General features: G+C 42.8%; 23 protein-coding genes. 15 read left to right on the top strand and 8 right to left on the bottom strand.

Annotated features, from left to right (window positions below; translation table 11 throughout):
* Window positions 1-23 precede the first annotated feature (23 nt).
* The 10 genes from hflK (at window position 24) to rplI (ending at window position 9,518) form a co-directional block, all read left to right on the top strand.
* On the top strand, window positions 24-1,232 hold the full coding sequence (gene hflK / locus PR808_RS14530) for an FtsH protease activity modulator HflK (RefSeq protein ID WP_206083160.1): 1,209 nt from the start codon (window positions 24-26) through the stop codon (window positions 1,230-1,232).
* A 2-nt stretch (window positions 1,233-1,234) separates the two neighbouring features.
* On the top strand, window positions 1,235-2,236 hold the full coding sequence (gene hflC, locus PR808_RS14525) for a protease modulator HflC (RefSeq protein ID WP_225820591.1): 1,002 nt from the start codon (window positions 1,235-1,237) through the stop codon (window positions 2,234-2,236).
* A gap of 284 nt (window positions 2,237-2,520) precedes the next feature.
* Window positions 2,521-3,822 (top strand): adenylosuccinate synthase, encoded by a 1,302-nt coding sequence (locus PR808_RS14520; RefSeq protein WP_206083163.1) that lies wholly within the window; start codon window positions 2,521-2,523, stop codon window positions 3,820-3,822.
* 330 nt (window positions 3,823-4,152) lie between these two features.
* Window positions 4,153-4,575: a nitric oxide-sensing transcriptional repressor NsrR gene (gene nsrR, locus PR808_RS14515; protein WP_206083165.1), complete on the top strand. Its 423-nt coding sequence runs from the start codon at window positions 4,153-4,155 to the stop codon at window positions 4,573-4,575.
* Between the two features lie 42 nt (window positions 4,576-4,617).
* Window positions 4,618-7,086, top strand: a complete 2,469-nt coding sequence (rnr, locus tag PR808_RS14510) for a ribonuclease R (protein WP_206083167.1) — start codon at window positions 4,618-4,620, stop codon at window positions 7,084-7,086.
* An 87-nt stretch (window positions 7,087-7,173) separates the two neighbouring features.
* Window positions 7,174-7,923, top strand: coding sequence for a 23S rRNA (guanosine(2251)-2'-O)-methyltransferase RlmB (gene rlmB / locus PR808_RS14505; protein WP_206083169.1), 750 nt, complete (start codon window positions 7,174-7,176; stop codon window positions 7,921-7,923).
* Between the two features lie 154 nt (window positions 7,924-8,077).
* A complete protein-coding gene (gene rpsF / locus PR808_RS14500; RefSeq protein WP_206083778.1) occupies window positions 8,078-8,473 on the top strand; it encodes a 30S ribosomal protein S6 in 396 nt (131 codons plus the stop codon).
* Window positions 8,474-8,481: 8 nt separating this feature from the next.
* Window positions 8,482-8,799 carry a primosomal replication protein N gene (gene priB / locus PR808_RS14495; RefSeq protein ID WP_206083171.1) on the top strand — a complete coding sequence of 106 codons (318 nt, stop codon included), beginning with the start codon at window positions 8,482-8,484 and terminating at the stop codon, window positions 8,797-8,799.
* Between the two features lie 4 nt (window positions 8,800-8,803).
* Window positions 8,804-9,031 (top strand): 30S ribosomal protein S18, encoded by a 228-nt coding sequence (gene rpsR, locus PR808_RS14490; RefSeq protein ID WP_000135199.1) that lies wholly within the window; start codon window positions 8,804-8,806, stop codon window positions 9,029-9,031.
* 37 nt (window positions 9,032-9,068) lie between these two features.
* Window positions 9,069-9,518, top strand: a complete 450-nt coding sequence (gene rplI, locus PR808_RS14485; RefSeq protein WP_206083173.1) for a 50S ribosomal protein L9 — start codon at window positions 9,069-9,071, stop codon at window positions 9,516-9,518.
* Window positions 9,519-9,627: 109 nt separating this feature from the next.
* Here rplI and PR808_RS14480 read toward each other — a convergent pair whose 3' ends face one another.
* Window positions 9,628-10,209 carry a LysM-like peptidoglycan-binding domain-containing protein gene (locus tag PR808_RS14480; RefSeq protein ID WP_272539542.1) on the bottom strand — a complete coding sequence of 194 codons (582 nt, stop codon included), beginning with the start codon at window positions 10,207-10,209 and terminating at the stop codon, window positions 9,628-9,630.
* Between the two features lie 219 nt (window positions 10,210-10,428).
* Between PR808_RS14480 and PR808_RS14475 the strand changes: the two genes are divergently transcribed.
* On the top strand, window positions 10,429-11,049 hold the full coding sequence (locus PR808_RS14475) for a peptidylprolyl isomerase (RefSeq protein WP_206083177.1): 621 nt from the start codon (window positions 10,429-10,431) through the stop codon (window positions 11,047-11,049).
* 129 nt (window positions 11,050-11,178) lie between these two features.
* Window positions 11,179-11,919, top strand: coding sequence for a 3'(2'),5'-bisphosphate nucleotidase CysQ (gene cysQ, locus PR808_RS14470; protein ID WP_206083179.1), 741 nt, complete (start codon window positions 11,179-11,181; stop codon window positions 11,917-11,919).
* 44 nt (window positions 11,920-11,963) lie between these two features.
* Here the strand turns inward: cysQ and mqo are convergent, their stop codons facing one another.
* From mqo to PR808_RS14450, 4 genes are all read right to left on the bottom strand, one after another.
* Complete coding sequence (mqo, locus tag PR808_RS14465) at window positions 11,964-13,457, bottom strand: malate dehydrogenase (quinone) (protein ID WP_206083181.1); 1,494 nt, start codon at window positions 13,455-13,457, stop codon at window positions 11,964-11,966.
* 10 nt (window positions 13,458-13,467) lie between these two features.
* The gene (locus tag PR808_RS14460; RefSeq protein WP_206083183.1) at window positions 13,468-13,857 is read right to left on the bottom strand and encodes a hypothetical protein; all 390 of its coding nucleotides are present in this window, start codon (window positions 13,855-13,857) and stop codon (window positions 13,468-13,470) included.
* Window positions 13,858-14,215: 358 nt separating this feature from the next.
* The gene (locus PR808_RS14455) at window positions 14,216-14,806 is read right to left on the bottom strand and encodes a GDP-mannose pyrophosphatase (RefSeq protein ID WP_206083185.1); all 591 of its coding nucleotides are present in this window, start codon (window positions 14,804-14,806) and stop codon (window positions 14,216-14,218) included.
* A 129-nt stretch (window positions 14,807-14,935) separates the two neighbouring features.
* Window positions 14,936-15,340 (bottom strand): YgiW/YdeI family stress tolerance OB fold protein, encoded by a 405-nt coding sequence (locus PR808_RS14450; protein WP_206083187.1) that lies wholly within the window; start codon window positions 15,338-15,340, stop codon window positions 14,936-14,938.
* 177 nt (window positions 15,341-15,517) lie between these two features.
* Between PR808_RS14450 and qseB the strand changes: the two genes are divergently transcribed.
* Window positions 15,518-16,183, top strand: a complete 666-nt coding sequence (gene qseB, locus PR808_RS14445; RefSeq protein ID WP_206083189.1) for a quorum sensing response regulator transcription factor QseB — start codon at window positions 15,518-15,520, stop codon at window positions 16,181-16,183.
* Window positions 16,180-17,532 carry a quorum sensing histidine kinase QseC gene (gene qseC, locus PR808_RS14440; protein WP_272539541.1) on the top strand — a complete coding sequence of 451 codons (1,353 nt, stop codon included), beginning with the start codon at window positions 16,180-16,182 and terminating at the stop codon, window positions 17,530-17,532. Before qseB ends, qseC begins: the two co-directional genes overlap by 4 nt.
* A gap of 157 nt (window positions 17,533-17,689) precedes the next feature.
* Here the strand turns inward: qseC and PR808_RS14435 are convergent, their stop codons facing one another.
* Window positions 17,690-18,247, bottom strand: coding sequence for a YtfJ family protein (locus PR808_RS14435; protein ID WP_206083193.1), 558 nt, complete (start codon window positions 18,245-18,247; stop codon window positions 17,690-17,692).
* 291 nt (window positions 18,248-18,538) lie between these two features.
* On the opposite strand from PR808_RS14435, the gene PR808_RS14430 reads away from it, so the two are divergent.
* Window positions 18,539-18,745 carry a DUF1107 domain-containing protein gene (locus PR808_RS14430; protein ID WP_047756348.1) on the top strand — a complete coding sequence of 69 codons (207 nt, stop codon included), beginning with the start codon at window positions 18,539-18,541 and terminating at the stop codon, window positions 18,743-18,745.
* A 78-nt stretch (window positions 18,746-18,823) separates the two neighbouring features.
* Here PR808_RS14430 and PR808_RS14425 read toward each other — a convergent pair whose 3' ends face one another.
* Window positions 18,824-20,191: a hemolysin family protein gene (locus PR808_RS14425; protein ID WP_206083195.1), complete on the bottom strand. Its 1,368-nt coding sequence runs from the start codon at window positions 20,189-20,191 to the stop codon at window positions 18,824-18,826.
* A gap of 342 nt (window positions 20,192-20,533) precedes the next feature.
* On the bottom strand, window positions 20,534-21,175 hold the full coding sequence (gene msrA, locus PR808_RS14420) for a peptide-methionine (S)-S-oxide reductase MsrA (RefSeq protein ID WP_206083197.1): 642 nt from the start codon (window positions 21,173-21,175) through the stop codon (window positions 20,534-20,536).
* Between the last annotated feature and the right edge of the window lie 22 nt (window positions 21,176-21,197).

Below are 21,197 nucleotides of genomic sequence, written 5' to 3'. Positions count from 1 at the left end.
ATCATAAAGAATGGAGCTAAAACATGGCGTGGAATCAGCCCGGTAATGACGGACAAGACCGCGATCCGTGGGGAAGCGGCAATAAAGGCGGCAACTCTGGCGGAAACAAAGGTGGTCGAAAACGTGGGGCTTATGATCTCGACGATCTCTTTCGTAAAATAGGCAGCAAGCTAGGTGGGAACAAAGGCGGCAACGGTGGTGATGGCGATAACAAACAGCCTTCACAAATCAGTGGTCGTTTAGGGATGTTAGCACTTGCTGCTATTGTAGTTGTCTGGGCAGGTTCAGGCTTCTACACCATCAAAGAAAGTGACCGTGGCGTAGTGTTACGTTTTGGTGAATACAGTGGTATTGTTGGGCCAGGTTTGAACTGGAAGCCAACATTCATTGATAGAGTCGTGCCTGTCAACGTAGAAACTGTACGTGAGCAAGCGACTAACGGCATGATGTTGACGTCAGATGAAAACGTGATCCGCGTTGAAATGAACGTTCAATACCGTGTGACTGACCCTGCGCAATATTTATTTAGCGTGACTAACCCAGACAACAGTCTGCGTCAGGCGTTAGACAGTGCTGTGCGTGGTGTTATTGGTCAATCTGCCATGGAGCAAGTATTGACTACGAATCGAGCCTTTATCCGTGATGTGACACAAAAAGAGCTTGAAGCGACAATTGCACCATACAAAATGGGTATCACACTGCTGGATGTCAACTTCCAAGCAGCGCGTCCACCTGAAGATGTTAAAGCAGCATTTGATGACGTAATCTCAGCAAGGGAAGAAGAACAAAAAACTATTCGTGAAGCGCACGCTTATCGAAATGAAGTTCTTCCACTGGCAAAAGGTAACGCACAACGCCTGATTGAAGAAGCCGAAGCGTATAAAGCGAGTGTGGTCTTCAAAGCAGAGGGTGAGGTCGCAAGCTTTGCGAAAATGCTACCTGAATACCGTGCAGCACCAGAAATTACTCGTGAGCGTCTTTACATCGATACGATGGAGCGTGTGTTAAGTAATACACGTAAAGTTATTGCGAATGATAAGAGCAACAGCATGTTAGTGCTGCCGCTTGACCAAATCATGCGTGGTACAAATTCAGATGCGGCTTCAACATCAAAAGTTAATCCGTCAGCAAGAATGGCGACGCCAAGCATTAATTCGTCATCATCTGCTGCAACGCCTGCACAGCCAAACAGCGCTGTTCGTGGTGATGCTGTTAGAGTAGGGAGACAATAATCATGCGTAAATCGCTAATTGTTATCGTTATTGCCATCTTGGCAGTTGCATACGCATCTATCTTTATTGTTCCTCAAACTGACCGCGGCATTGTATTGCGTTTTGGTAAGGTTCTGCGTGATTCTGAAAACAAACCGATCATTTATGAGCCAGGTTTGCATTTCAAAGTGCCATTTATTGAAACTGTGAAAATGTTAGATGCACGTATTCAGACATTGGAAATCCAAGCTGACCGTTATTTGACAAGCGAAAACAAAGATTTAATGGTGGACTCCTACCTGAAATGGCGTGTTACTGATTTCAGTCGCTACTATGTAGCAACTGGCGGTGGTAACCCATATCAAGCAGAAACCCTGTTAAAACGTAAATTTAGTGACCGTTTACGTTCTGAGTTTGGTCGTTTAAGCGTTAAAGATATCATTACTGATTCACGTGGTCGTTTAACCGTTGATGTACGTGATGCCTTGAACAAAGGTACTGCAATTGATGATGCGACAAAAGAAGCTGATGCAGCGATTGCGGATGCCGCAGCACGTGTTGAAAAAGAAACTAACTTGAAGCCACTGGTTGTGAATGCAAACAGTATGGCGGCGTTAGGTATCGAAGTTGTCGACGTGCGTATTAAACGTATCGAACTGCCAAACGAAGTTTCTGAAGCTATCTATGCACGTATGCGTGCAGAGCGTGAAGCGGTTGCACGTCAGCACCGTTCACAAGGTCAAGAAGAAGCGACTAAGATCCGTGCGGTTGCAGATAAAACTGTAACTGAAACACTGGCAGAAGCAGAGCGTACCGCGCTGACCTACCGAGGTGAAGGCGATGCAATGGCAACAAAACTGTTTGCTGATGCATTCAACCAAGATCCAGAGTTCTATGCGTTTATTCGTAGCTTGCGTGCTTACGAGCAAAGCTTCAAGAGTGGTGAAGACGTGATGGTATTAAGCCCAGACACAGACTTCTTCCGCTTCATGAAAGCACCAACTAAGCTTCGTGCAACAGATTAATAAATAATCAGACTAAGTTGCGTGCAACCTAGCAAAATAACTGTTAATCTATTAAAGAAAAGCCCGCTTCGGTGGGCTTTTTTTCGCCTGTCGTTTTAAGTATAGGATTTTTCAGGGAAAATTTAAGCTGCTCAACTGGTTACATTCATTTTGGGTTTACGGCAGAAATAAAAATACCATTTAACTTGCTTTCCAGAAAAAAATTTTAGTAATGCCAAAATATCACTGGAACAGTTCATTTTTGATGGTAGAATTCATTTTTAAGCAACCGAGTGTATTTCGAAATGGGTAAGAACGTTGTCGTACTGGGCACCCAATGGGGTGACGAAGGGAAGGGCAAGATCGTCGACTTGCTGACAGAGCGCGCTAAATATGTAGTTCGCTATCAGGGCGGCCATAATGCTGGCCATACGCTTGTTGTAAACGGTGAAAAAACCGTTCTCCACTTAATTCCATCCGGTATTCTTCGTGAAAATGTCATCAGTATTATCGCTAATGGCGTTGTTCTTGCGCCTGACGCATTAATGAAAGAGATGAAAGAATTGGAAGACCGCGGTGTTCCAGTTCGCGAACGCTTACGTCTTTCAGAAGCATGCCCACTGATCCTGCCTTATCATGTTGCATTAGATAACGCCCGTGAAAAAGCACGTGGTTCCAAAGCGATTGGAACAACGGGTCGTGGTATTGGTCCTGCTTACGAAGATAAAGTTGCTCGTCGCGGCTTACGTGTTGGTGACTTATTCGATAAAGCAACTTTCGCAGAAAAATTAAAAGAAATCGTCGAATACCATAACTTCCAACTCGTTAATTACTATAAAGAACCTGCTGTTGATTATCAAAAAACACTGGATGATATCATGGCAGTGGCCGATATCCTGACAGGCATGGTAATCGATGTGTCTGATCTGCTGTACAAAGCAAGCCAGAACAACGAATTTGTGATGTTTGAAGGTGCACAAGGCACATTATTGGACATTGACCACGGTACTTATCCGTATGTAACCTCTTCAAATACCACCGCGGGTGGTGTTGCAACAGGTTCTGGTTTAGGCCCTCGTTATGTTAATTACGTACTGGGTATTATCAAAGCTTACTCAACACGTGTTGGTGCGGGTCCATTCCCAACCGAATTGTTTGACGAAGTGGGCGAATTCCTGCGTGAAAAAGGCCAAGAATTTGGTGCAACGACGGGTCGTAAACGTCGTACTGGTTGGTTAGATATCGTTGCAATCAACCGCGCGGTACAAATCAACTCACTGTCAGGTTTCTGCATGACTAAACTGGACGTTTTAGACGGTTTAGAAGAAGTGAAAATCTGTGTGGGCTACCGTCGTCCAGATGGCAAAGTGCTTGAAACAACGCCTTTAGCTGCGGATGAGTGGGATGGTTTAGAGCCAGTTTACGAATCCATGCCAGGTTGGAAAGAAACCACTTTTGGTGTGAAGCAAAGAGAATTACTGCCGCAAGCAGCGCTGAACTACATCAAACGTGTTGAAGAATTAACGGGTATTCCTGTTGATATTATTTCAACTGGTCCAGATCGTTCTGAAACAATGATCCTGCGTGACCCGTTTGACGTTGAGTAATAACATTGACTGCGCCTAATACAGGCGCAGTTTTTTTACTGCTTTACCTCCCTCCGCGATGCAACTTCTTTGATAAAACAGTCAAAATTCCCCATAATGATTGAACTAAGTTACTTTTGTGTGCAGATTCTGTGCAATTAGATGCATATTTGCGATACGTAATACGCTAAACTGTATTTATGAACACATAATTTATTTGCATGCTATATTTTGTGCATAACCAAGTGGGATTTAGGTTCAAATTAGGTTATTTGCAATTAAAATACGTGAGAAAATTTTCGACCAACTCATTTTGGTCGTATAAGTAAAAGCCAAAATTTTGAGGTGATTGTGCAACTGACGAGTTTTACCGACTATGGATTACGAGCGCTTATTTATCTGGCTTCTCTGGGTGAAGGGAAGATGACCAGTATTACAGAGGTGACGGACGTTTATGGCGTTTCACGTAATCATATGGTTAAAATTATCAATCAGCTCAGTCATTTAGGTTATATAAAAGCCACTCGTGGTAAAAATGGCGGGATTACACTAGGGCAACCAGCAGAATCAATTCGTATAGGGGATGTTGTTAGAGCATTAGAACCCCTAACCCTTGTTAATTGTAGTGGTGAGTTTTGCCACATAACACCTGCGTGTCGTTTAAAAGGTGTGCTACACCAAGCAATACAGCAGTTTTTACAAGAACTTGATCAATATACGCTGGCGGACATGGTGAAAGATAACACCCCGCTCTATCAATTACTGCTTGATTAATATTCGCAGTAGTTATGAATTCTGATGACAACGGAGGTAACGATGTCACAAGATCCTTTTCAGGAAAGAGAAGCAGAAAAATACGAATCCCCAATTCCAAGCCGAGAATTCATCCTCGACTTAATCTCGAAACGTACTGCCCCAGCTAATCGCGAAGAAATCGCCCAGTTACTCAATCTTTCTACGGAAGATGAATTAGAAGCTTTACGCCGCCGTTTAAGAGCAATGGAACGTGATGGTCAACTCGTGTTCACACGCCGTCAATGTTATGCATTGCCAGAGCGTTTAGATTTATTAAAAGGAAAGGTTATTGGCCATCGCGATGGCTACGGCTTTCTGCGTGTTGAGGGTAAAAAAGAAGATTATTATTTATCTCAAGATGAGATGAAACGTGCGCTGCACGGCGACGTGATTTTAGCACAGCCATATGGGCAAGACCGTAAAGGTCGTACTGAAGTGCGCGTGGTTCGCGTATTAGAGCCAAGAAACAACCAAATTGTAGGCCGCTATTTTATTGAGTCGGGCATGGGGTTTGTGGTGCCAGATGATAGTCGTCTTAGTTTTGATATCTTGATCCCGAAAGACCGTATTTGCGGTGCTCGCATGGGTAACGTGGTGGTTGTTGAGTTAGTGACTCGCCCACAACGCCGTTCTCAAGCAGTCGGGAATATTATCGAAGTGCTTGGGGAAACCATGGGAACGGGTATGGCGGTTGAAATCGCGCTGCGTACTCACGAAATTCCCCATTCATGGCCGCCACAAGTTGAAAAACAAGTCGCTGATTTAAGTGAACATGTGCCTGAGTCTGCGAAAAAAGGGCGTATGGATTTGCGTGATTTACCATTGGTCACTATCGATGGTGAAGATGCTCGCGATTTTGATGATGCTGTTCATTGTGCGCCGAAAAAAGGCGGTGGCTGGCGTTTATGGGTCGCAATTGCGGATGTTAGCTATTATGTACGCCCGCAAACATCGTTAGATACTGAGGCGCGTAGCCGTGGTAACTCAGTATATTTCCCATCTCAAGTTGTGCCGATGTTGCCTGAAGTTCTTTCTAATGGCCTTTGCTCATTGAACCCAGGGGTCGATCGCCTGTGTATGGTGTGCGAAATGACGGTATCGGCCTCAGGGAAGCTGTCTTCCTATAAATTCTATGAAGCAGTGATGAATTCCCATGCAAGGTTGACCTATACAAAAGTATGGAAAATCTTGGAAGGTGATGAAGAACTGCGTGAACATTACAAAGCATTGGTTCCACATATTGAACATTTACATCAGTTATACAAAGCATTAGATGCGGCACGAATTGAGCGTGGGGCGATATCCTTTGAATCGGAAGAGGCGAAATTTATTTTTAATGCAGAGCGCCGTATTGAAAGTATTGAACCTGTCGAGCGAAATGATGCACACAAATTAATTGAAGAATGCATGATTTTAGCTAACATTGCGGCGGCTAGATTTGTGGAGAAAAACGAAGAGCCTGCGTTATACCGTGTGCATGATCGTCCAAAAGAAGAGAGCGTAATGAATTTACGTTCAGTATTTAGCGAGTTAGGGCTCACATTGCCTGGTGGTATGAAGCCAGAGCCAAAAGATTATGCACAAGTGATGAATGAAGTGGCTGAGCGCCCTGATCACGAATTGCTGCAAACCATGATCTTGCGTTCGATGAAACAAGCGATTTATGACCCTGAAAACCGCGGTCACTTTGGTCTAGGGCTGAAATCGTATGCGCACTTTACCTCGCCAATTCGTCGTTATCCTGACTTAACGTTGCACCGTGGTATCAAATATTTGTTGGCAAAAGAATATGGCCATTCAGATAAGCGCTGGACAGAAACAGGCGGCTGGCACTCTGATATGGACAGCATGTTGCAACTGGGTGAACACTGTTCGATGACAGAGCGTCGTGCCGATGAAGCAACGCGCGATGTGGCTGACTGGTTGAAGTGTGACTTTATGCAAGACCAAGTGGGTCAAATTTTCACGGGGTTAATTACCAGTGTGACAGGCTTTGGCTTCTTTGTTCGCCTCAATGACTTGTTTATTGACGGTTTAGTACATATTTCTACCCTTGATAACGATTACTACCGTTATGATGCTGTCGGCCAGCGCTTAATTGGTGAATCATCAGGCACGACCTATCGACTTGGTGATGAAGTGGAAATTCGTGTGGAAGCGGTGCATATGGATGAACGCACCATTGATTTCGCGTTAATTTCAACAACTCGTAAAGCGAAAGCCCCAGGCAAAACTGCACGGGATAAAATGAAGCAAGAAGTAAAAAATGCTACGCGGCCAGCTCGCCGTAAAGCGCAAGGGAGCAAAGATAAAAACTTCGAGCCTGATTCTGCATTTCGCCGTTCTGAGAAAAAAGGGAAAAAAAGCGAAGCACAAGCTGATGCAAAAGGGAAAGGAAAGGGAAAAAAACCTTCCGATAAAACTAAGAAAATTACAGCAAAACTAAAAGCAAAACGCGTTGCGAAGAAATCCTCAAAACAAGAGGGCTAATATTTTTGCTAGCGTAGTGCTTTGTTAATTAACGAAAGTGGCGTGTTTGCGCCACTTTCCTCATTTAGATTAAAACATAAGACTGTTATGAGCGAAATTATTTACGGTATTCACGCAGTGAAAGCCTTGCTTGAGCGTTCTCCGCAACGCATTAAAGAAGTGTATATCCTAAAAGGGCGTGAAGATCGCCGATTGATGCCTATCGTGCATGAAATTGAAGCACTAGGCGTTGTTGTCCAAGTCGCGAATCGCCAGTGGATGGATAGCCAAACTGAAGGTGCTGTTCACCAAGGGATCATTGCGAAAGTATTACCAGGTAAGCAATACCAAGAAGGTGATTTGCCCGATTTATTAGAAAGCACACCGTCACCATTTTTACTGGTACTTGATGGCGTGACGGATCCCCACAATTTAGGGGCTTGTTTGCGTAGCGCAGATGCAGCAGGTGTGCATGCAGTGATTGTTCCGAAAGACAAATCGGCGCAATTGAATGCAACTGCAAAAAAAGTAGCTTGCGGTGCGGCAGAAAATGTTCCTCTTATTCGTGTGACGAACCTAGCAAGGACATTGCGCTTATTGCAAGAATACAACGTATGGATTGTGGGGACGGCGGGTGAAGCAGACCATAATTTATACCAAAGCAAACTGACAGGCTCTATCGCATTAGTGATGGGCGCAGAAGGTGAAGGCATGCGCCGTTTAACCCGCGAGCATTGTGATGAATTAATCAGCATCCCGATGGCAGGTTCAGTCTCCTCTCTGAATGTGTCAGTGGCGACAGGGGTTTGCTTGTTTGAAGCCGTACGCCAGCGCTTACCTGTTTCAGGTGAAAAATAATATTTGTGTAAAACTGCATCCATCTCTTGAGTTTTATCTCAGGGGTGGGTATAGTTACGCGTCAATTTTTTAGCCGCACTCAACAAGTTCCTTGCCTCCGCGGGCCGCGGTTAACCCAGACAGGAGGCTAATAATCCGTAAGGAGCAACTACTAATGCGTCATTACGAAATCGTTTTTATGGTCCATCCTGACCAAAGCGAACAGGTTCCGGGCATGATCGAGCGTTACAGTGCAGTAATCACTAACGCACAAGGTCAGATTCACCGTCTGGAAGACTGGGGCCGCCGTCAACTGGCTTACCCAATCAACAAACTGCACAAAGCTCACTATGTTCTGCTGAACGTAGAAGCACCGCAGGAAGCGATTGATGAGCTGGAAACTAACTTCCGCTTCAACGATGCCGTTATCCGCAGCATGGTTATGCGCTTAAAACACGCAGTAACAGAAGCTTCTCCAATGGTTAAAGCTAAAGACGAACGTCGTGGCCGTGACCTTTCTGATGAATATCAGGATGAAGAAGTAGAAGAAACTGGGGATTCTGAAGAGTAATTGCGCAGGTGTCCACTAATCGTTTGGTGCTAACAGGCACAGTCTGTAAAGCATTGATTCGAAAAGTGAGTCCGTCAGGCATTCCACATTGTCAGTTTGTTTTAGAACATCGTTCACAACAACTGGAAGCGGGATTGTCAAGGCAAGCATGGTGCAGAATGCCCATTATTGTTAGCGGACAAACCTTACAAGCTCATACTCACAGTTTAACGGTCGGCAGTTGGATTACAGTTAGCGGTTTCATTAGTACCCATCAAGGGCGCAATGGAATTAGCAAAATAGTCCTCCATGCCGAGCAGATTGATTTGATAGATTCTGGAGACTAGCCATATGGCACGTTATTTCCGTCGTCGCAAGTTCTGCCGTTTCACAGCGGAAGGCGTTCAAGAGATCGACTATAAAGATATCGCAACGCTGAAAAACTATATCACTGAAAGTGGTAAAATTGTACCAAGCCGTATCACCGGTACTCGTGCAAAATATCAGCGTCAGCTCGCTCGTGCTATCAAGCGCGCTCGCTACCTGTCTCTGTTACCATATACTGATCGTCATCAGTAATTGGTACAGTCCATTAACGACTTAAGAGGATAAGGTAATGCAAGTTATTCTGCTTGATAAAGTAGCTAACCTAGGTAGCCTGGGTGATCAGGTTAACGTTAAATCGGGCTATGCTCGTAACTTCTTAGTTCCACAGGGTAAAGCTGTTCCTGCAACTAAGAAAAACATCGAATTCTTCGAAGCTCGCCGCGCTGAACTGGAAGCTAAATTAGCTGACGTTCTGGCAGCAGCACAGGCTCGTGCAGCAGCTGTTACTGCACTGGGTTCTGTTACTTTAGCTTCTAAAGCTGGTGACGAAGGTAAACTGTTCGGTTCAATCGGTACTCGTGACATCGCTGATGCAGTAACTGCAGCTGGCGTTAAAATCGCGAAAAGCGAAGTTCGCCTGCCAAACGGCGTTCTGCGTACTACTGGTGACCACGAAGTTCACTTCCAGTTACACAGTGATGTTTTCGCAGAGCTGAACGTTATCATCGTTGCTGAGTAATCAATAATGATGGTAGGTATTGTCGACTTATCGGCAATACCAATAAAAAACACCGGCTAAGTCCGGTGTTTTTTGTTTTCTAGTATTCCATTTTAGCGATGATTAGCGCCTAAGGTGTACGATAGTAACTGCCGTCGCTTAACCGTGCAAAACTATATGTTTTTCCATCAGAAGCCGTAGTTTCCAGCAACTGAACTTCCCCTTTCTCATTTGCTTTTAAGCGAATTTTTTGCCCCTGACGTAAATTACTTAGCGGTTTTTCAACCCCTTCAACGCGAGCCATGATAAAGGCATCGTTAGCCTGTAAATTATTATCACGGAATAATTGCGCCAGTGTTTTCCCTTTTTGAACGCGGTAATTTTGCCACTTATTTGCCGATGGGCTTGTGACCTGAGGCTCTTGTGTCTTTGGTGTTGTTGTTGGTGGCTCTGTTGGCACAGGTTCTATGGGCTCAGGCACAATTTCAGGTTCTGTTGGTATTTCCTCTATATTACCTTCAGGTTCTTGACCAGATGGCGTCTGAATAGGATCAGGAATGATCTCAGGTGTTGTTGGTGGGGGAATGACAATAGGCTGATTTTGCGGCGTATTATTCAAAGGTTTATCGCCTGTTGGCCAAAACAGGGCAACCACAACAATCAGTGCTAATACGGCGATACCATAGCGATGAAATTTAGACAGTTTAACCATCACTCCTCCTTGATGAGGCAATGCATTAACTTGGGCGTATTTATACGCATACTAACACTGTTTTTGGGTAATTTAAGTGCTTGATATGATTTTTCGGAGAACACTGAGCAAATTTATACGCTATCGGGATAATTTATTATTTAGATTGACGGTTTGGGTTTACCCATAGCAGGGGGGCTGTTATTCTTGGTTTTTATCAAAAACCATATGGGTATTTTAATGGCAAACCAAAATTTTGATTCAGTAGAAGCTCAAGCGAGTTACGGTATTGGTCTACAAGTTGGCCAACAATTATTAGAGTCAGGGCTAGAAGGCTTAGTACCAAACGCAATTTTAGCGGGTCTGGTTGATGCTTTAGAAGGCAACATGCCATCAGTGCCTGTTGAAACCCTGCACAAAGCATTACGTGAAGTTCATGAGCGTGCAGATGAAGTCCGTGTTGCTCGCCAAGCTGCAATGGCAGAAGAAGGCCAAAAATTCCTCGATGAAAACCAAAAACGTGAAGGCGTTTCAACGACTGAATCTGGTTTGCAATTTTCTGTGATCAACCAAGGCGAAGGTGCGATCCCATCTCGCTCTGATCGTGTCCGTGTTCATTACACTGGCCGTTTAATTGATGGTTCTGTGTTTGATAGCTCTGTTCAACGTGGCCAGCCAGCTGAATTTCCAGTTAGCGGCGTGATCCCTGGTTGGATTGAAGCATTAACGCTGATGCCTGTTGGTTCGAAATGGGAGCTGTATATCCCTCATGAATTAGCTTATGGTGAGCGTGGTGCAGGTGCATCAATTCCACCATTTAGCACACTCGTTTTTGAAGTTGAGCTGTTAGAAATCTTATAAGAATAGCGGTTTTAATCACTATTTGAATTGATGCCTTGGTGTTTTTATTCACTAAGGCATTTTTTATGGCGTAAATTTTACACACTTGCTACTCTTGCTGTAAAGGTCAACGGGAGAGAGGTGAATAACATGCTACAACAAATTTGCGAACTTGCTCAAGAAGCGGGTTATGCCATTATGGAAACCTACAATGCGCAAGAACCGTTGCGGGTTGATCATAAAAGTGACAACTCCCCTGTCACGGAGGCGGATATTGCCGCACACCATATTATTGCAGCTGGCCTCACCCGCATTGCCCCTGATATTCCACAACTTTCTGAAGAAGATCCTCCGGAGTGGTCAGTAAGACAGCACTGGCAACGCTATTGGTTGATTGACCCTCTTGATGGCACCAAAGAATTTATTAACCGCAATGGGGATTTTACCGTTAACATTGCGTTAATTGAAAATGGGGTACCCGTTATGGGGGTCGTGTATGCTCCTGCAAAAGGGTTGCTTTATTATGCAGAGGGAAACCAAGCGTGGAAAGAAGAAGGCGGTCATAAGCAGCAAATCCATGTGTATGATGGAAAACCTCCTGTCATTGTGATAAGCCGTTCTCATCAAGACAGCGAGTTAATGGATTACTTGGCGCAAATGGGGGAGCATACGACCGTAGAAATTGGTTCATCACTGAAATTCTGCTTTGTCGCGGACGGAAAAGCGCAGCTTTACCCACGTTTTGGACCGACGAATATTTGGGATACTGCAGCGGGTCATGCGATTGCGATTGGGGCAGGTGCGAAAGTGGTTGATTGGAATGGAAAAACTTTAGACTATACACCGAGAGAGTCATTTTTGAACCCTGGCTTTCGAGTGATTTTATTCTAATAATCAGATAAGGTTGGGAAGTCATTTCCCAACCTTATCTGTAGCTAATTATCTAATTGCAGCACTTTAGCGGTTGCAGTACGAATATCTAAACACGCTTTTGCGTCCTGTTTTAAATCAATACCATAAGTTGGAATAATGTCTTTTAACTTAGTTTCCCAGCCATCCGCTTTAAGTTGATTGGCAAAACAATCTTTTAGGACATTTAGCGCAATAAAGGCGGCGGTTGATGCCCCTGGCGAGGCTCCCATCAATACAGTAAATGACTTATCTGCACTGGTAATCAGCTCGGTACCAAATTCTAAAATACCTTTTTTATCATGATCAGGTTTGATAATTTGCACACGCTGGCCTGCAACGACTTCTTTCCAATCCTCATGTTGTGCATCTGGGTAAAATTTTTGCAGTGTGGCAAATTGGTGTGCAGAGGTTTGCAGCACTTGCCCGACAAGGTACTCAGCTAACGACCAATTATCTTTTGCGATAGCCAGCATCGGCTCAATATTATTGAGGCGAATAGATTCAAACAGGTCTAAATAAGAGCCGTGTTTTAAAAATTTACTGGAAAAGCCTGCATATGGGCCAAACAGTAAGGAGCGTTTGCCGCCAATAATACGAGTATCTAAATGTGGAACTGACATCGGTGGAGAACCTTTGTCTGCTTTGCCATACACTTTTGCATGGTGCCTTGCAGCCACTTTTTCATCATCGCAACGTAGCCAAATTCCACTGACAGGGAAGCCGCCATAGCCTTTTCCTTCAGGAATACCTGATTTTTGCAGTAATTCAATAGCACGTCCTCCTGCACCGACAAACACAAATTTTGCGGATGTGACGTGTTTTTCATGGGTCAATAAATTTTTGACTTCCACATTCCAGCGACCATCAGAGGTTTGAGTGACATCAACGACTTCATGTTTATAGTGAAGAGTAAAACCAGACTGTTCGCTGAGTTGTGCCATTAATAAATGCGTCAATGCACCATAATCGACGTCTGCCCCTGTAACTACACGGGTGACAGCAATATTTTTGTCATCGTCACGACCTTCCATCAACAACGGTGCCCAATCATTAATTTGTTTTGGGTCATCACTGTATTCCATGTTGTGGTAGCAGTGGTGAGCTGACATTTGCTTAAAGCGTTGTTGTAAGAATTTGACATTGTCGGCGCCCCAAACAAAGCTCATATGGGGGCAAGGGTGAATAAAATCGCGTGGATTTTTAATTTTTCCTTTCGTGACAAGGTATGACCATAACTGGCGAGATAAATCGAATTCTGTATTAACTTCAAGGGCTTTGCTGATATCGACCGTGCCATCAGGATTCGGCGGGGTGTAGTTCATTTCACAGTTTGCAGCGTGGCCTGTTCCTGCGTTATTCCACGGATGTGAACTTTCTTGTGCACAATCATTTAAGCGTTCAAAAACCGTAACCGTCAGTGATGGGTCGAGTTCTTTTAATAAAGTACCGAGTGTCGCACTCATAATCCCTGCACCGATCAGCGCAATATCAACGTTTTCTGCTATAGGTTTAGTCATAAAAAAGCCTCTATTTTTTGGTCGGTATGAAGCACAGATCAGTGCCTTCTTGATAGACAACATAAGCACGTCGCCATGGGTCGTCACCGATCAATCGCCACTTATGGCCTGTTCCAGTATTATCCTGTGCGAGTAAAATATCACCTGGATTAATGATAAATTTTGAACCATCTTTGGTTTCAAATTCTAAGGTGCCAGTGAGGGTGATCACATAACGAGGGACAGGATCTTTATGCCAATCCCAAGATCCACCTGAGACAGTTTCACGGAAAGTCAGTTCGCTGACTGAAATGGCTGGGGTTTGACTATCTCCACGGGCAACACTATCCAGTTCCAGTGTGCCTTCTTCAAACAGGGAATTTCCATCTTCACCTGTCCACATACGAACACAACGTATCATCTTATTTAGCTCCTTAATGAAAATGGTATGACTTGAAATTAATTTAGATTCATTAGTGATAAAATTAGGGTTCGTAAAATGACAATATTAAAACGGCGAAAATATATAATGTTTTTAATTTAAGGTTTTTTAAGTGGCAGGTCAAAGTTAAAGTGTCTTTATTTATAGTAAAGATGGAATGTTTGTATTTAATTGAATTATAAGGTTTATTTTTCTCTTGTTTTGATTGTCGTTTATTGATTGGCGTGAGCCAAATACCTCTTTTAATGAAGGAAATAAATAATTAGGTTGTTAAAATAGAGAATATAAAATAAAACTCACCGTAATGTAGTTCAATTACAGTGAGTCGATAAAATAATTAGCTTTTAAGAATTGAATTTAAGGCGAGGTGCTGTATTAACATAATTGTCTTACCATCGACGATTTCTCCTGTTTTGATAGCTTCGAGTGCTTTAGGGAATGGCCACTCTAATACTTCAATATCTTCGCCCTCTTCTACCAGCCCTCCGCCTGCATTGCTACGGTTATTATCGTTATACTCGGCGATATAAAAATGCAGTTTTTCTGTGACAGAGCCTGGACTCATAAAGGCTTCAAAGACTTTTTCCAGTTTATCAACTTTAAAGCCCGTTTCTTCTTCTGCTTCGGCAATAATACGTGCATCTGGAGAGGCATTTTCAAGTAAGCCTGCGGCAGCTTCGATTAAAAATTTCGGGTAGCCACTGACATACATCGGCATACGGAATTGGCGGATGAGAATAATGCTGTTTTTAATTTTGTTGTATAACAAAATAACGGCGCCGTTTCCTCTGTCATACACTTCGCGTTCTTGTTGTTGCCAACTTCCATCGCGTCTTTGTAATTCATAGGTGTATTTTTTTAAAATATACCAATTATCTGAAAGGAGTCTTTCTTGAATATTACGCAGTTTCGGTTGTTTAACAGTCATTGTATAGCCTTAGCGACAATTGTATTTAAGGCTAATTTAGCACTGTTAAAAATAGCAAGAAATAAGATTTTGAGGAAAGCCAGCTTTTTGCTAAGGGCTGAAAGCTGGCGATATAACTGGTGAGCTCAATTATTTGATTAACTGGATTTGTTTAACTTCAACTTCCCTTGAGTTCCAATCCTTATCGATTTTACCGCGAATTTCGATTTTATCTTTTGGCGTGACATTAATGCCATTCCAGCGTTTTTCGCTGATCTCAAGGTTAATGGTGCCTGTACCGTCAGTGAATTCATAATGTTTATGATCAAGCTGTTTAACAATATTACCGCGTAGGATAACCCAGCTATCATCTGACATATCAAGTGCTTTTGCGACAGTCATTTCCCCGCTATTTGGGCCAATAAAGCCACCTGCTTGGGTATTCTGTGTGGCTGTATTGGCAACAGCACCTGGGCCATCAAAACCGCCATTAGCAGCAAAAACAGGTGCAGAAGCAAGAGCGGCAACTAAAGCAATTAAAGGTAATTTTTTCATCGTCGTTATCTCCAAATAAAGCATTAACTGGTTCGTATGGAGGGTATTAAAGCAGGTAAATCTTAACAGGATCTTAAGAAATTCTCATAATGCATTATATTTTTAATTTGCTTAATAATAGCTAGTCATCTTATTGCGTATGGGATAAATATAATAATATTCCGATATGGGGGAATTATGCGTATTTTATTAATTGAAGATGACAGACTCATTGGTGACGGGCTAAAAGTCGGTTTAACGCAGCTTGGGTTTACGGTTGACTGGTTTATGGACGGTAAACAGGGGCAACTTGCGTTATTTGATGCGCCTTATGATGCAGTCGTTCTGGATTTATCCCTACCAAATATTGATGGTATGGATATTTTAAAGTACTGGCGTACAGAAGGGCGGGATGAACCCGTGTTAATTCTGACCGCGCGAGATGCCCTTGACCAACGAATTCAAGGCTTGCAACAAGGTGCAGATGATTACCTATGCAAACCTTTCGCATTGATGGAGGTGATGGCGCGTTTGCAAGCATTGATCCGCCGTAGAAGTGGACAACTCACTCCCAAACTTAGCCATGGTGTGGTTGAAATGGACCCTGTTGCGATGACAGTGACGGTGAATGGCGAATCCGTTCAACTCAAAGGCAAGGAACTGGCGTTATTGTCCCTCTTTTTACACAATCCAAACAAAGTGTTGTCCCGCGCGTTGATTGAAGAAAAGCTTTATAACTGGGATGAGGAAGTATCGAGTAATTCCGTCGAGGTACATATTCATCATTTAAGGCGCAAATTGGGGAATAAGTTTATTCGAACAATTCACGGTGTCGGTTATCGATTAGGTGATAATGAACAATGAAAACGTTTAGTTTGCGGCTAAAACTCACCTTAACATTATTATTTCTTGCGTTGCTGACGTGGGGAGTTGCCAGCTCGTTAGCATGGTACCAAACCTATAAAACAATCAATGAGTTATTTGATACACAGCAGATGGCTTTTGCCAAGCGGTTATCGGTATTGCCTTCAGATCTTGAGTTAACGAAACCCTCACTAACCAAAACAAAAAAATTATTACGGAAGAACCGCGGGTCTCAAGACGATGATGCGCTGGCGTTTGCTGTGTTTACTCCTGAAGGGGAACAGGTGCTCAATGATGGCGATAATGGTCGTGATATTAGTTTTGAGTTCACACGAGAAGGTTTTTCAGATGGCATGATGAAGGGGAGTGATGACCCTTGGCGATTTGTCTGGTTAAAATCTCAGGATGGACAATATGTGATTGCAGTAGGGCAAGAGTGGGAATATCGCCAAGAGATGGCGACAGATATTATGGTTGCCCAATTTATGCCATGGTTAGTGGCATTACCTGCGATGTTATTGATATTTTTATGGTTATTAACTCGTGCTTTGCGCCCGCTTAAAGATGTTGCCAACCAGTTGTATCGTCGAAAGCCCAATGAGCTAACACCAATACAAGTGACACGGATCCCCAGTGAGGCGAGGCCTATTATCGACTCAGTGAATGGGTTGTTTGGTCGCATTAACCAAATGTTTATGCGCGAACGGCAATTTACGTCTGATGCAGCCCATGAGTTACGTAGCCCTCTTGCTGCGTTAAAAGTACAGGCAGAAGTTGTTCAAATTGCAGGAGATAACCGTGAAATACGTCGTCATGCTGTTGAAAATTTAACGGAAGGTATTGATAGAGCCACTCGGCTTGTCGACCAATTGCTGACCTTATCACGATTAGAATCTTCTGCGCAGCTAGAAGATGCCAATGAACTTACGTGGGAGGCATTAATTAACGCGGCAGTGAAAGAGATTGAGCCAGATGCGATGCGCCACGAAACTCACATTATTCAAACAGTTGTTTCAACGCCAAAGCCTTTTCAAGGGCAAGCACTGCTCCTGAGCGTGTTATTACGCAATTTACTTCATAATGCCATTCGTTATGGTAAAGAAAAAGGCGAAGTTAAACTTTCATTATATGCGGATCGCCTTGAAATCCAAGATGATGGTGAGGGTGTAACCCCAGATGTGTTACAGCGTTTAGGGGAGCGTTTTTATCGCCCGCCAGGGCAAGAAAAAACAGGAAGCGGGCTGGGATTGTCTATTGTTAAGCGCATTGCTGAGCTGCATAATCTGCACGTTATTTTCACCCATAGTGAACTGGGTGGTTTCTGTGTCAAAATTCGTTGGGCACACTAAAATACCCTTAGTTAGAGTGATTGATTATTAGCAAAATGAAAATAATTATGCATATTTACTATAAGGGCATTTTAGAATAACTCACTATTTTTGAAAAATACCATGATAAGTTAATCCCTTCATTTATCTGGGCTAAGTGAAGGGATTAATTGCGCGACTATTTTAAAGCGGAAATGAGTAAGCCAATGACTTTCTCAATTTCTTGCGAATTTAACTCACCATCTTTGAAAAATAGCACTTTTCCTTGGTTATCCAATAGGATAATCGCAGAACTTTCAGGTTTTAATCCCCATGCTGTTTTGACTACACCATCGCTATCGACAATAAATTGAGAATAGGGAAACTCTTTTTTGCTGTCTTCGACACTGTTTTTAACGAAAACGCCCGTTCCAAAAATTGCATCATCCGTATTAATAATCGTCGTGGTTTGATAGGTATCGTGCGGAAATCTAGCATTTTTAATGGCTTCGATGAGAGGTGCGTTGAGTTCTTTTGCGGATGAACGCCCAGCAATATGCTGAATAGTGCGCACTTTACCCACTAATTGCTGGCTTTTCCATGGCTGGTAATCGAGTTTGTTTTCTTTATTAAGAATTAGTTCGCCTTTATCTGTGACTGAAACTGCAGGAACAGATTGATTTATTTGAATATTAGCAGCTGCCGCTAGCGTGGATAAGCTGAGTAAGCAAATGGAAATGAAGACGTTTTTAAACATAAAAGCCCCTTGAATTGTAATGTGGTTTGAGCCCGAAGATTATTTTTCTTCGTGTATTTATAGCATAGCTCATCGGATGAGTTTCAATGTGAAATTTAACAATTTTTTAAAATTCAGAATAAATACACCGTTTAAAGGGGATTTAACAGTTATTTGACAGTGTCATGTTATGTCAGCAAATTGAATAAAACTGCAATTTTAGAACCAAAGTCGAAATTTCTGGTCTATGATTATTGTACGGTATGCATTATGAGATGCCGTACGTAAGAACAAAGGGGAGGAAAAGTTCTAATGAAAATTTTTAACCGTTATAACCCATCTAAAATTGCTCTTTATGTTAAAACACTTTTCAGTGGTCGGCTCTATATAAAGGATTTTGGGGCATTCGAGTTTAATTATGGGAAGATTTTACCGCCAAAAGTCAGTGATAAACGCCATTACAGTGTGATGAGTGAGGTTAACAAACACGTTTTATTACTACAGGCTGAATTAGGATAGGTTAATCAATATTGTTTATTGATTAACAAAGCGCCACAGAAGGTGGCGCATTGAAAGAAACGGCTTCGCGAGTAAGCACTAGTGGCCAGTATTTTTTGTTTGCTGTTTTGCGTCAGCCGTTTCAATGGCACTTTTTCCTGGCTGTACAACGACGGGGGAAGGGGTAGAAGTAATCCGTGTGACAAGCAACTGGTCAATTTTGTAGTTGTCGATATCCACCACTTCAAACTTATAGCCTGCGTATTTCACGTAATCCGTACGTTTTGGCATTCTTCTCAAACGGTACATCATAAAACCAGCGATAGTTTCATAATTACTAAAGTCTGGAAAATCATCAATATCTAAAATACGTTGTACATCTTCGATAGGGGTTCCCCCATCGACTAGCCACGAGTTTTCATCACGAACGACGATTTGTTCTTCCTGTCCTGATCCGACTAAATCCCCCATTAGGGTAATCATAACGTCATTGATGGTAATGACCCCCATCACTAAGGCATATTCGTTGAGAATAACAGCAAAATCGACACCGTTATTTTTAAAGGCTTCTAGTGTATCTGATAGCGAGAGTGTATCTGGCACCATCAGAGTGCTACGGATATGTACGCCATCATTTAAGTTTAAACTTTGCCCATTCAGTACACGATTAAGTAACTCTTTGGAATCGACATAACCAATAACATGGTCAATATCCCCTTCACAAACGAGGAACTTTGAATGTGGCTGAGTGGAAATTTTATGTTTAATACTGTCTTCAGTTTCGTTTTTATCGAAGTAAATAATGCTTTCACGCGGTGTCATTGCCGATGGTACGGTGCGCGATTCTAATTCGAACACATTTTCAATTAATTCATGCTCTTGTTTACGCAAAACACCTGCAACGGCACCCGCTTCTACCACCGCAAAAATATCATCAGAAGTAATATCTTCATTACGTGCGATAGGTAGTTTGAATAGTTTAAAAAATAGGTTAGCTAGGCCATTAAAGAACCAAACAAGGGGGCTTAATACCACTAAACAAAAGCGCATTGGATTAACAATGCGGATTGCGATGGCTTCTGGTTTCACCATACCAACGCGTTTTGGGGTTAAATCAGCCACTAAGATAAATAGGCTGGTCACGATAGTAAATGAGAGGACAAAGGCAATTTTTTGTGCCCACTCAGGGGATAAAAACTGAATGAAAACATCATATAAAGCAGGGGAAAATGCAGACTCGCCAACAATACCAGCAAGGATGGCAACTGCATTTAAGCCAATTTGCACCACGGTAAAAAACATACCAGGCATTTCTTGTAATTTCAGAACACGAGCCGCATTAATGTTACCTTCATCGGCCATTAACTTGAGTTTTATACGGCGGGAAGCAGCCAGTGAAATTTCTGACAAAGAGAAAAATGCGCTAATAGCACATAATAAAAGGACGATCAGTAAACTGTTGAGCATAAGTTATCCAGCCTTTCAAAGGGTGAATTTATAAAATTCAGAAATCTTTAAAGGCATAGTCTCGAATATTAAAATATATTGAGTAAGCAAATATACGGTGCGCGACATGCGCAAATTGTTGATATGTGTCGTTAGTATAGATGGCTGGCGAGATATTCGTCAATATTCTTCATTCTTCGCGCTGTAGGGGGGGTTGGCTTCTCTCAGCTACTCGGGTCACATACTTGTGTATGCTCCCCGAGATATCTTCGTTTGCCGCCGACCTACAGCACGAATAATTTTGAATATATTTATTGTTGCGGCATTAATTAAAGAATAAATAAAAGATAAATCAGTTATGTGCTAAATAGTTAAAGACGGTGGCATGCAAACACCGATACCGCCTAAGCCACAATAACCATTTGGATTTTTATACAGATACTGCTGGTGGTAATCCTCAGCGAAATAAAAGGTTTCCAATGGCGTGATTTCTGTAGTGATTGGGCGAATATCGTTTTGTGCCTTCATGGCTTCTTGGTAGGCCTGCAACGTTTTCATCGCTTGCTGGTCTTGTTCTTCTGTTAATGTATAAATGCCTGAACGGTACTGGCTACCGATATCGCCCCCTTGGCGCATGCCTTGGGCGGGGTCGTGGTTTTCCCAAAATAGCGTTAATAGTTGAGCGTAACTGATAACTTGTGGATCAAAAACAACGCGTACAGCTTCTGCGTGGCCTGTTCGGCCTGAACAAACTTCTTCATAGGTTGGGTTAGGTGTCACCCCCCCGCAATAGCCTGCAGAGGTCGTGTAAACCCCCGGTTGCTGCCAAAATAATCGTTCTACTCCCCAAAAACAACCCATTGCAAAATAAGCTATTTCCATATTCTTAGGAATAATCTCAATCGAATGATGGCTAACAGCGTGATATGGTGAATAAGAAAGTGCGCTGGTTCTGCCATGCAGAGGCTGTGAAATATTTGCAGAGTGAAATTTATTAAAAGGCATAATGATTCCTATTGGTCTTGAC

Origin of the sequence: Providencia sp. PROV197 (assembly GCF_028479625.1) — a bacterium.
Lineage (GTDB): Bacteria > Pseudomonadota > Gammaproteobacteria > Enterobacterales > Enterobacteriaceae > Providencia > Providencia vermicola.
Note: the sequence above shows the minus strand (reverse complement) of the source record. Positions and strands in the feature narration are given on the sequence as shown.

Bases quoted from the DNA above. Each gene is read 5' to 3' on its own strand.
- PR808_RS14450 (WP_206083187.1), bottom strand. From the start codon at position 15,340: ATGAAAAAATTACCTTTAATTGCTTTAGTTGCCGCTCTTGCTTCTGCA.
- rplI (WP_206083173.1), top strand. From the start codon at position 9,069: ATGCAAGTTATTCTGCTTGATAAAGTAGCTAACCTAGGTAGCCTGGGT.
- rpsR (WP_000135199.1), top strand. From the start codon at position 8,804: ATGGCACGTTATTTCCGTCGTCGCAAGTTCTGCCGTTTCACAGCGGAA.
- PR808_RS14425 (WP_206083195.1), bottom strand. From the start codon at position 20,191: ATGCTCAACAGTTTACTGATCGTCCTTTTATTATGTGCTATTAGCGCA.
- rnr (WP_206083167.1), top strand. From the start codon at position 4,618: ATGTCACAAGATCCTTTTCAGGAAAGAGAAGCAGAAAAATACGAATCC.
- cysQ (WP_206083179.1), top strand. From the start codon at position 11,179: ATGCTACAACAAATTTGCGAACTTGCTCAAGAAGCGGGTTATGCCATT.
- PR808_RS14435 (WP_206083193.1), bottom strand. From the start codon at position 18,247: ATGTTTAAAAACGTCTTCATTTCCATTTGCTTACTCAGCTTATCCACG.
- qseC (WP_272539541.1), top strand. From the start codon at position 16,180: ATGAAAACGTTTAGTTTGCGGCTAAAACTCACCTTAACATTATTATTT.
- rpsF (WP_206083778.1), top strand. From the start codon at position 8,078: ATGCGTCATTACGAAATCGTTTTTATGGTCCATCCTGACCAAAGCGAA.
- hflC (WP_225820591.1), top strand. From the start codon at position 1,235: ATGCGTAAATCGCTAATTGTTATCGTTATTGCCATCTTGGCAGTTGCA.
- PR808_RS14460 (WP_206083183.1), bottom strand. From the start codon at position 13,857: ATGATACGTTGTGTTCGTATGTGGACAGGTGAAGATGGAAATTCCCTG.
- PR808_RS14455 (WP_206083185.1), bottom strand. From the start codon at position 14,806: ATGACTGTTAAACAACCGAAACTGCGTAATATTCAAGAAAGACTCCTT.
- PR808_RS14430 (WP_047756348.1), top strand. From the start codon at position 18,539: ATGAAAATTTTTAACCGTTATAACCCATCTAAAATTGCTCTTTATGTT.
- PR808_RS14475 (WP_206083177.1), top strand. From the start codon at position 10,429: ATGGCAAACCAAAATTTTGATTCAGTAGAAGCTCAAGCGAGTTACGGT.
- rlmB (WP_206083169.1), top strand. From the start codon at position 7,174: ATGAGCGAAATTATTTACGGTATTCACGCAGTGAAAGCCTTGCTTGAG.
- hflK (WP_206083160.1), top strand. From the start codon at position 24: ATGGCGTGGAATCAGCCCGGTAATGACGGACAAGACCGCGATCCGTGG.
- msrA (WP_206083197.1), bottom strand. From the start codon at position 21,175: ATGCCTTTTAATAAATTTCACTCTGCAAATATTTCACAGCCTCTGCAT.
- PR808_RS14480 (WP_272539542.1), bottom strand. From the start codon at position 10,209: ATGGTTAAACTGTCTAAATTTCATCGCTATGGTATCGCCGTATTAGCA.
- mqo (WP_206083181.1), bottom strand. From the start codon at position 13,457: ATGACTAAACCTATAGCAGAAAACGTTGATATTGCGCTGATCGGTGCA.
- qseB (WP_206083189.1), top strand. From the start codon at position 15,518: ATGCGTATTTTATTAATTGAAGATGACAGACTCATTGGTGACGGGCTA.
- PR808_RS14520 (WP_206083163.1), top strand. From the start codon at position 2,521: ATGGGTAAGAACGTTGTCGTACTGGGCACCCAATGGGGTGACGAAGGG.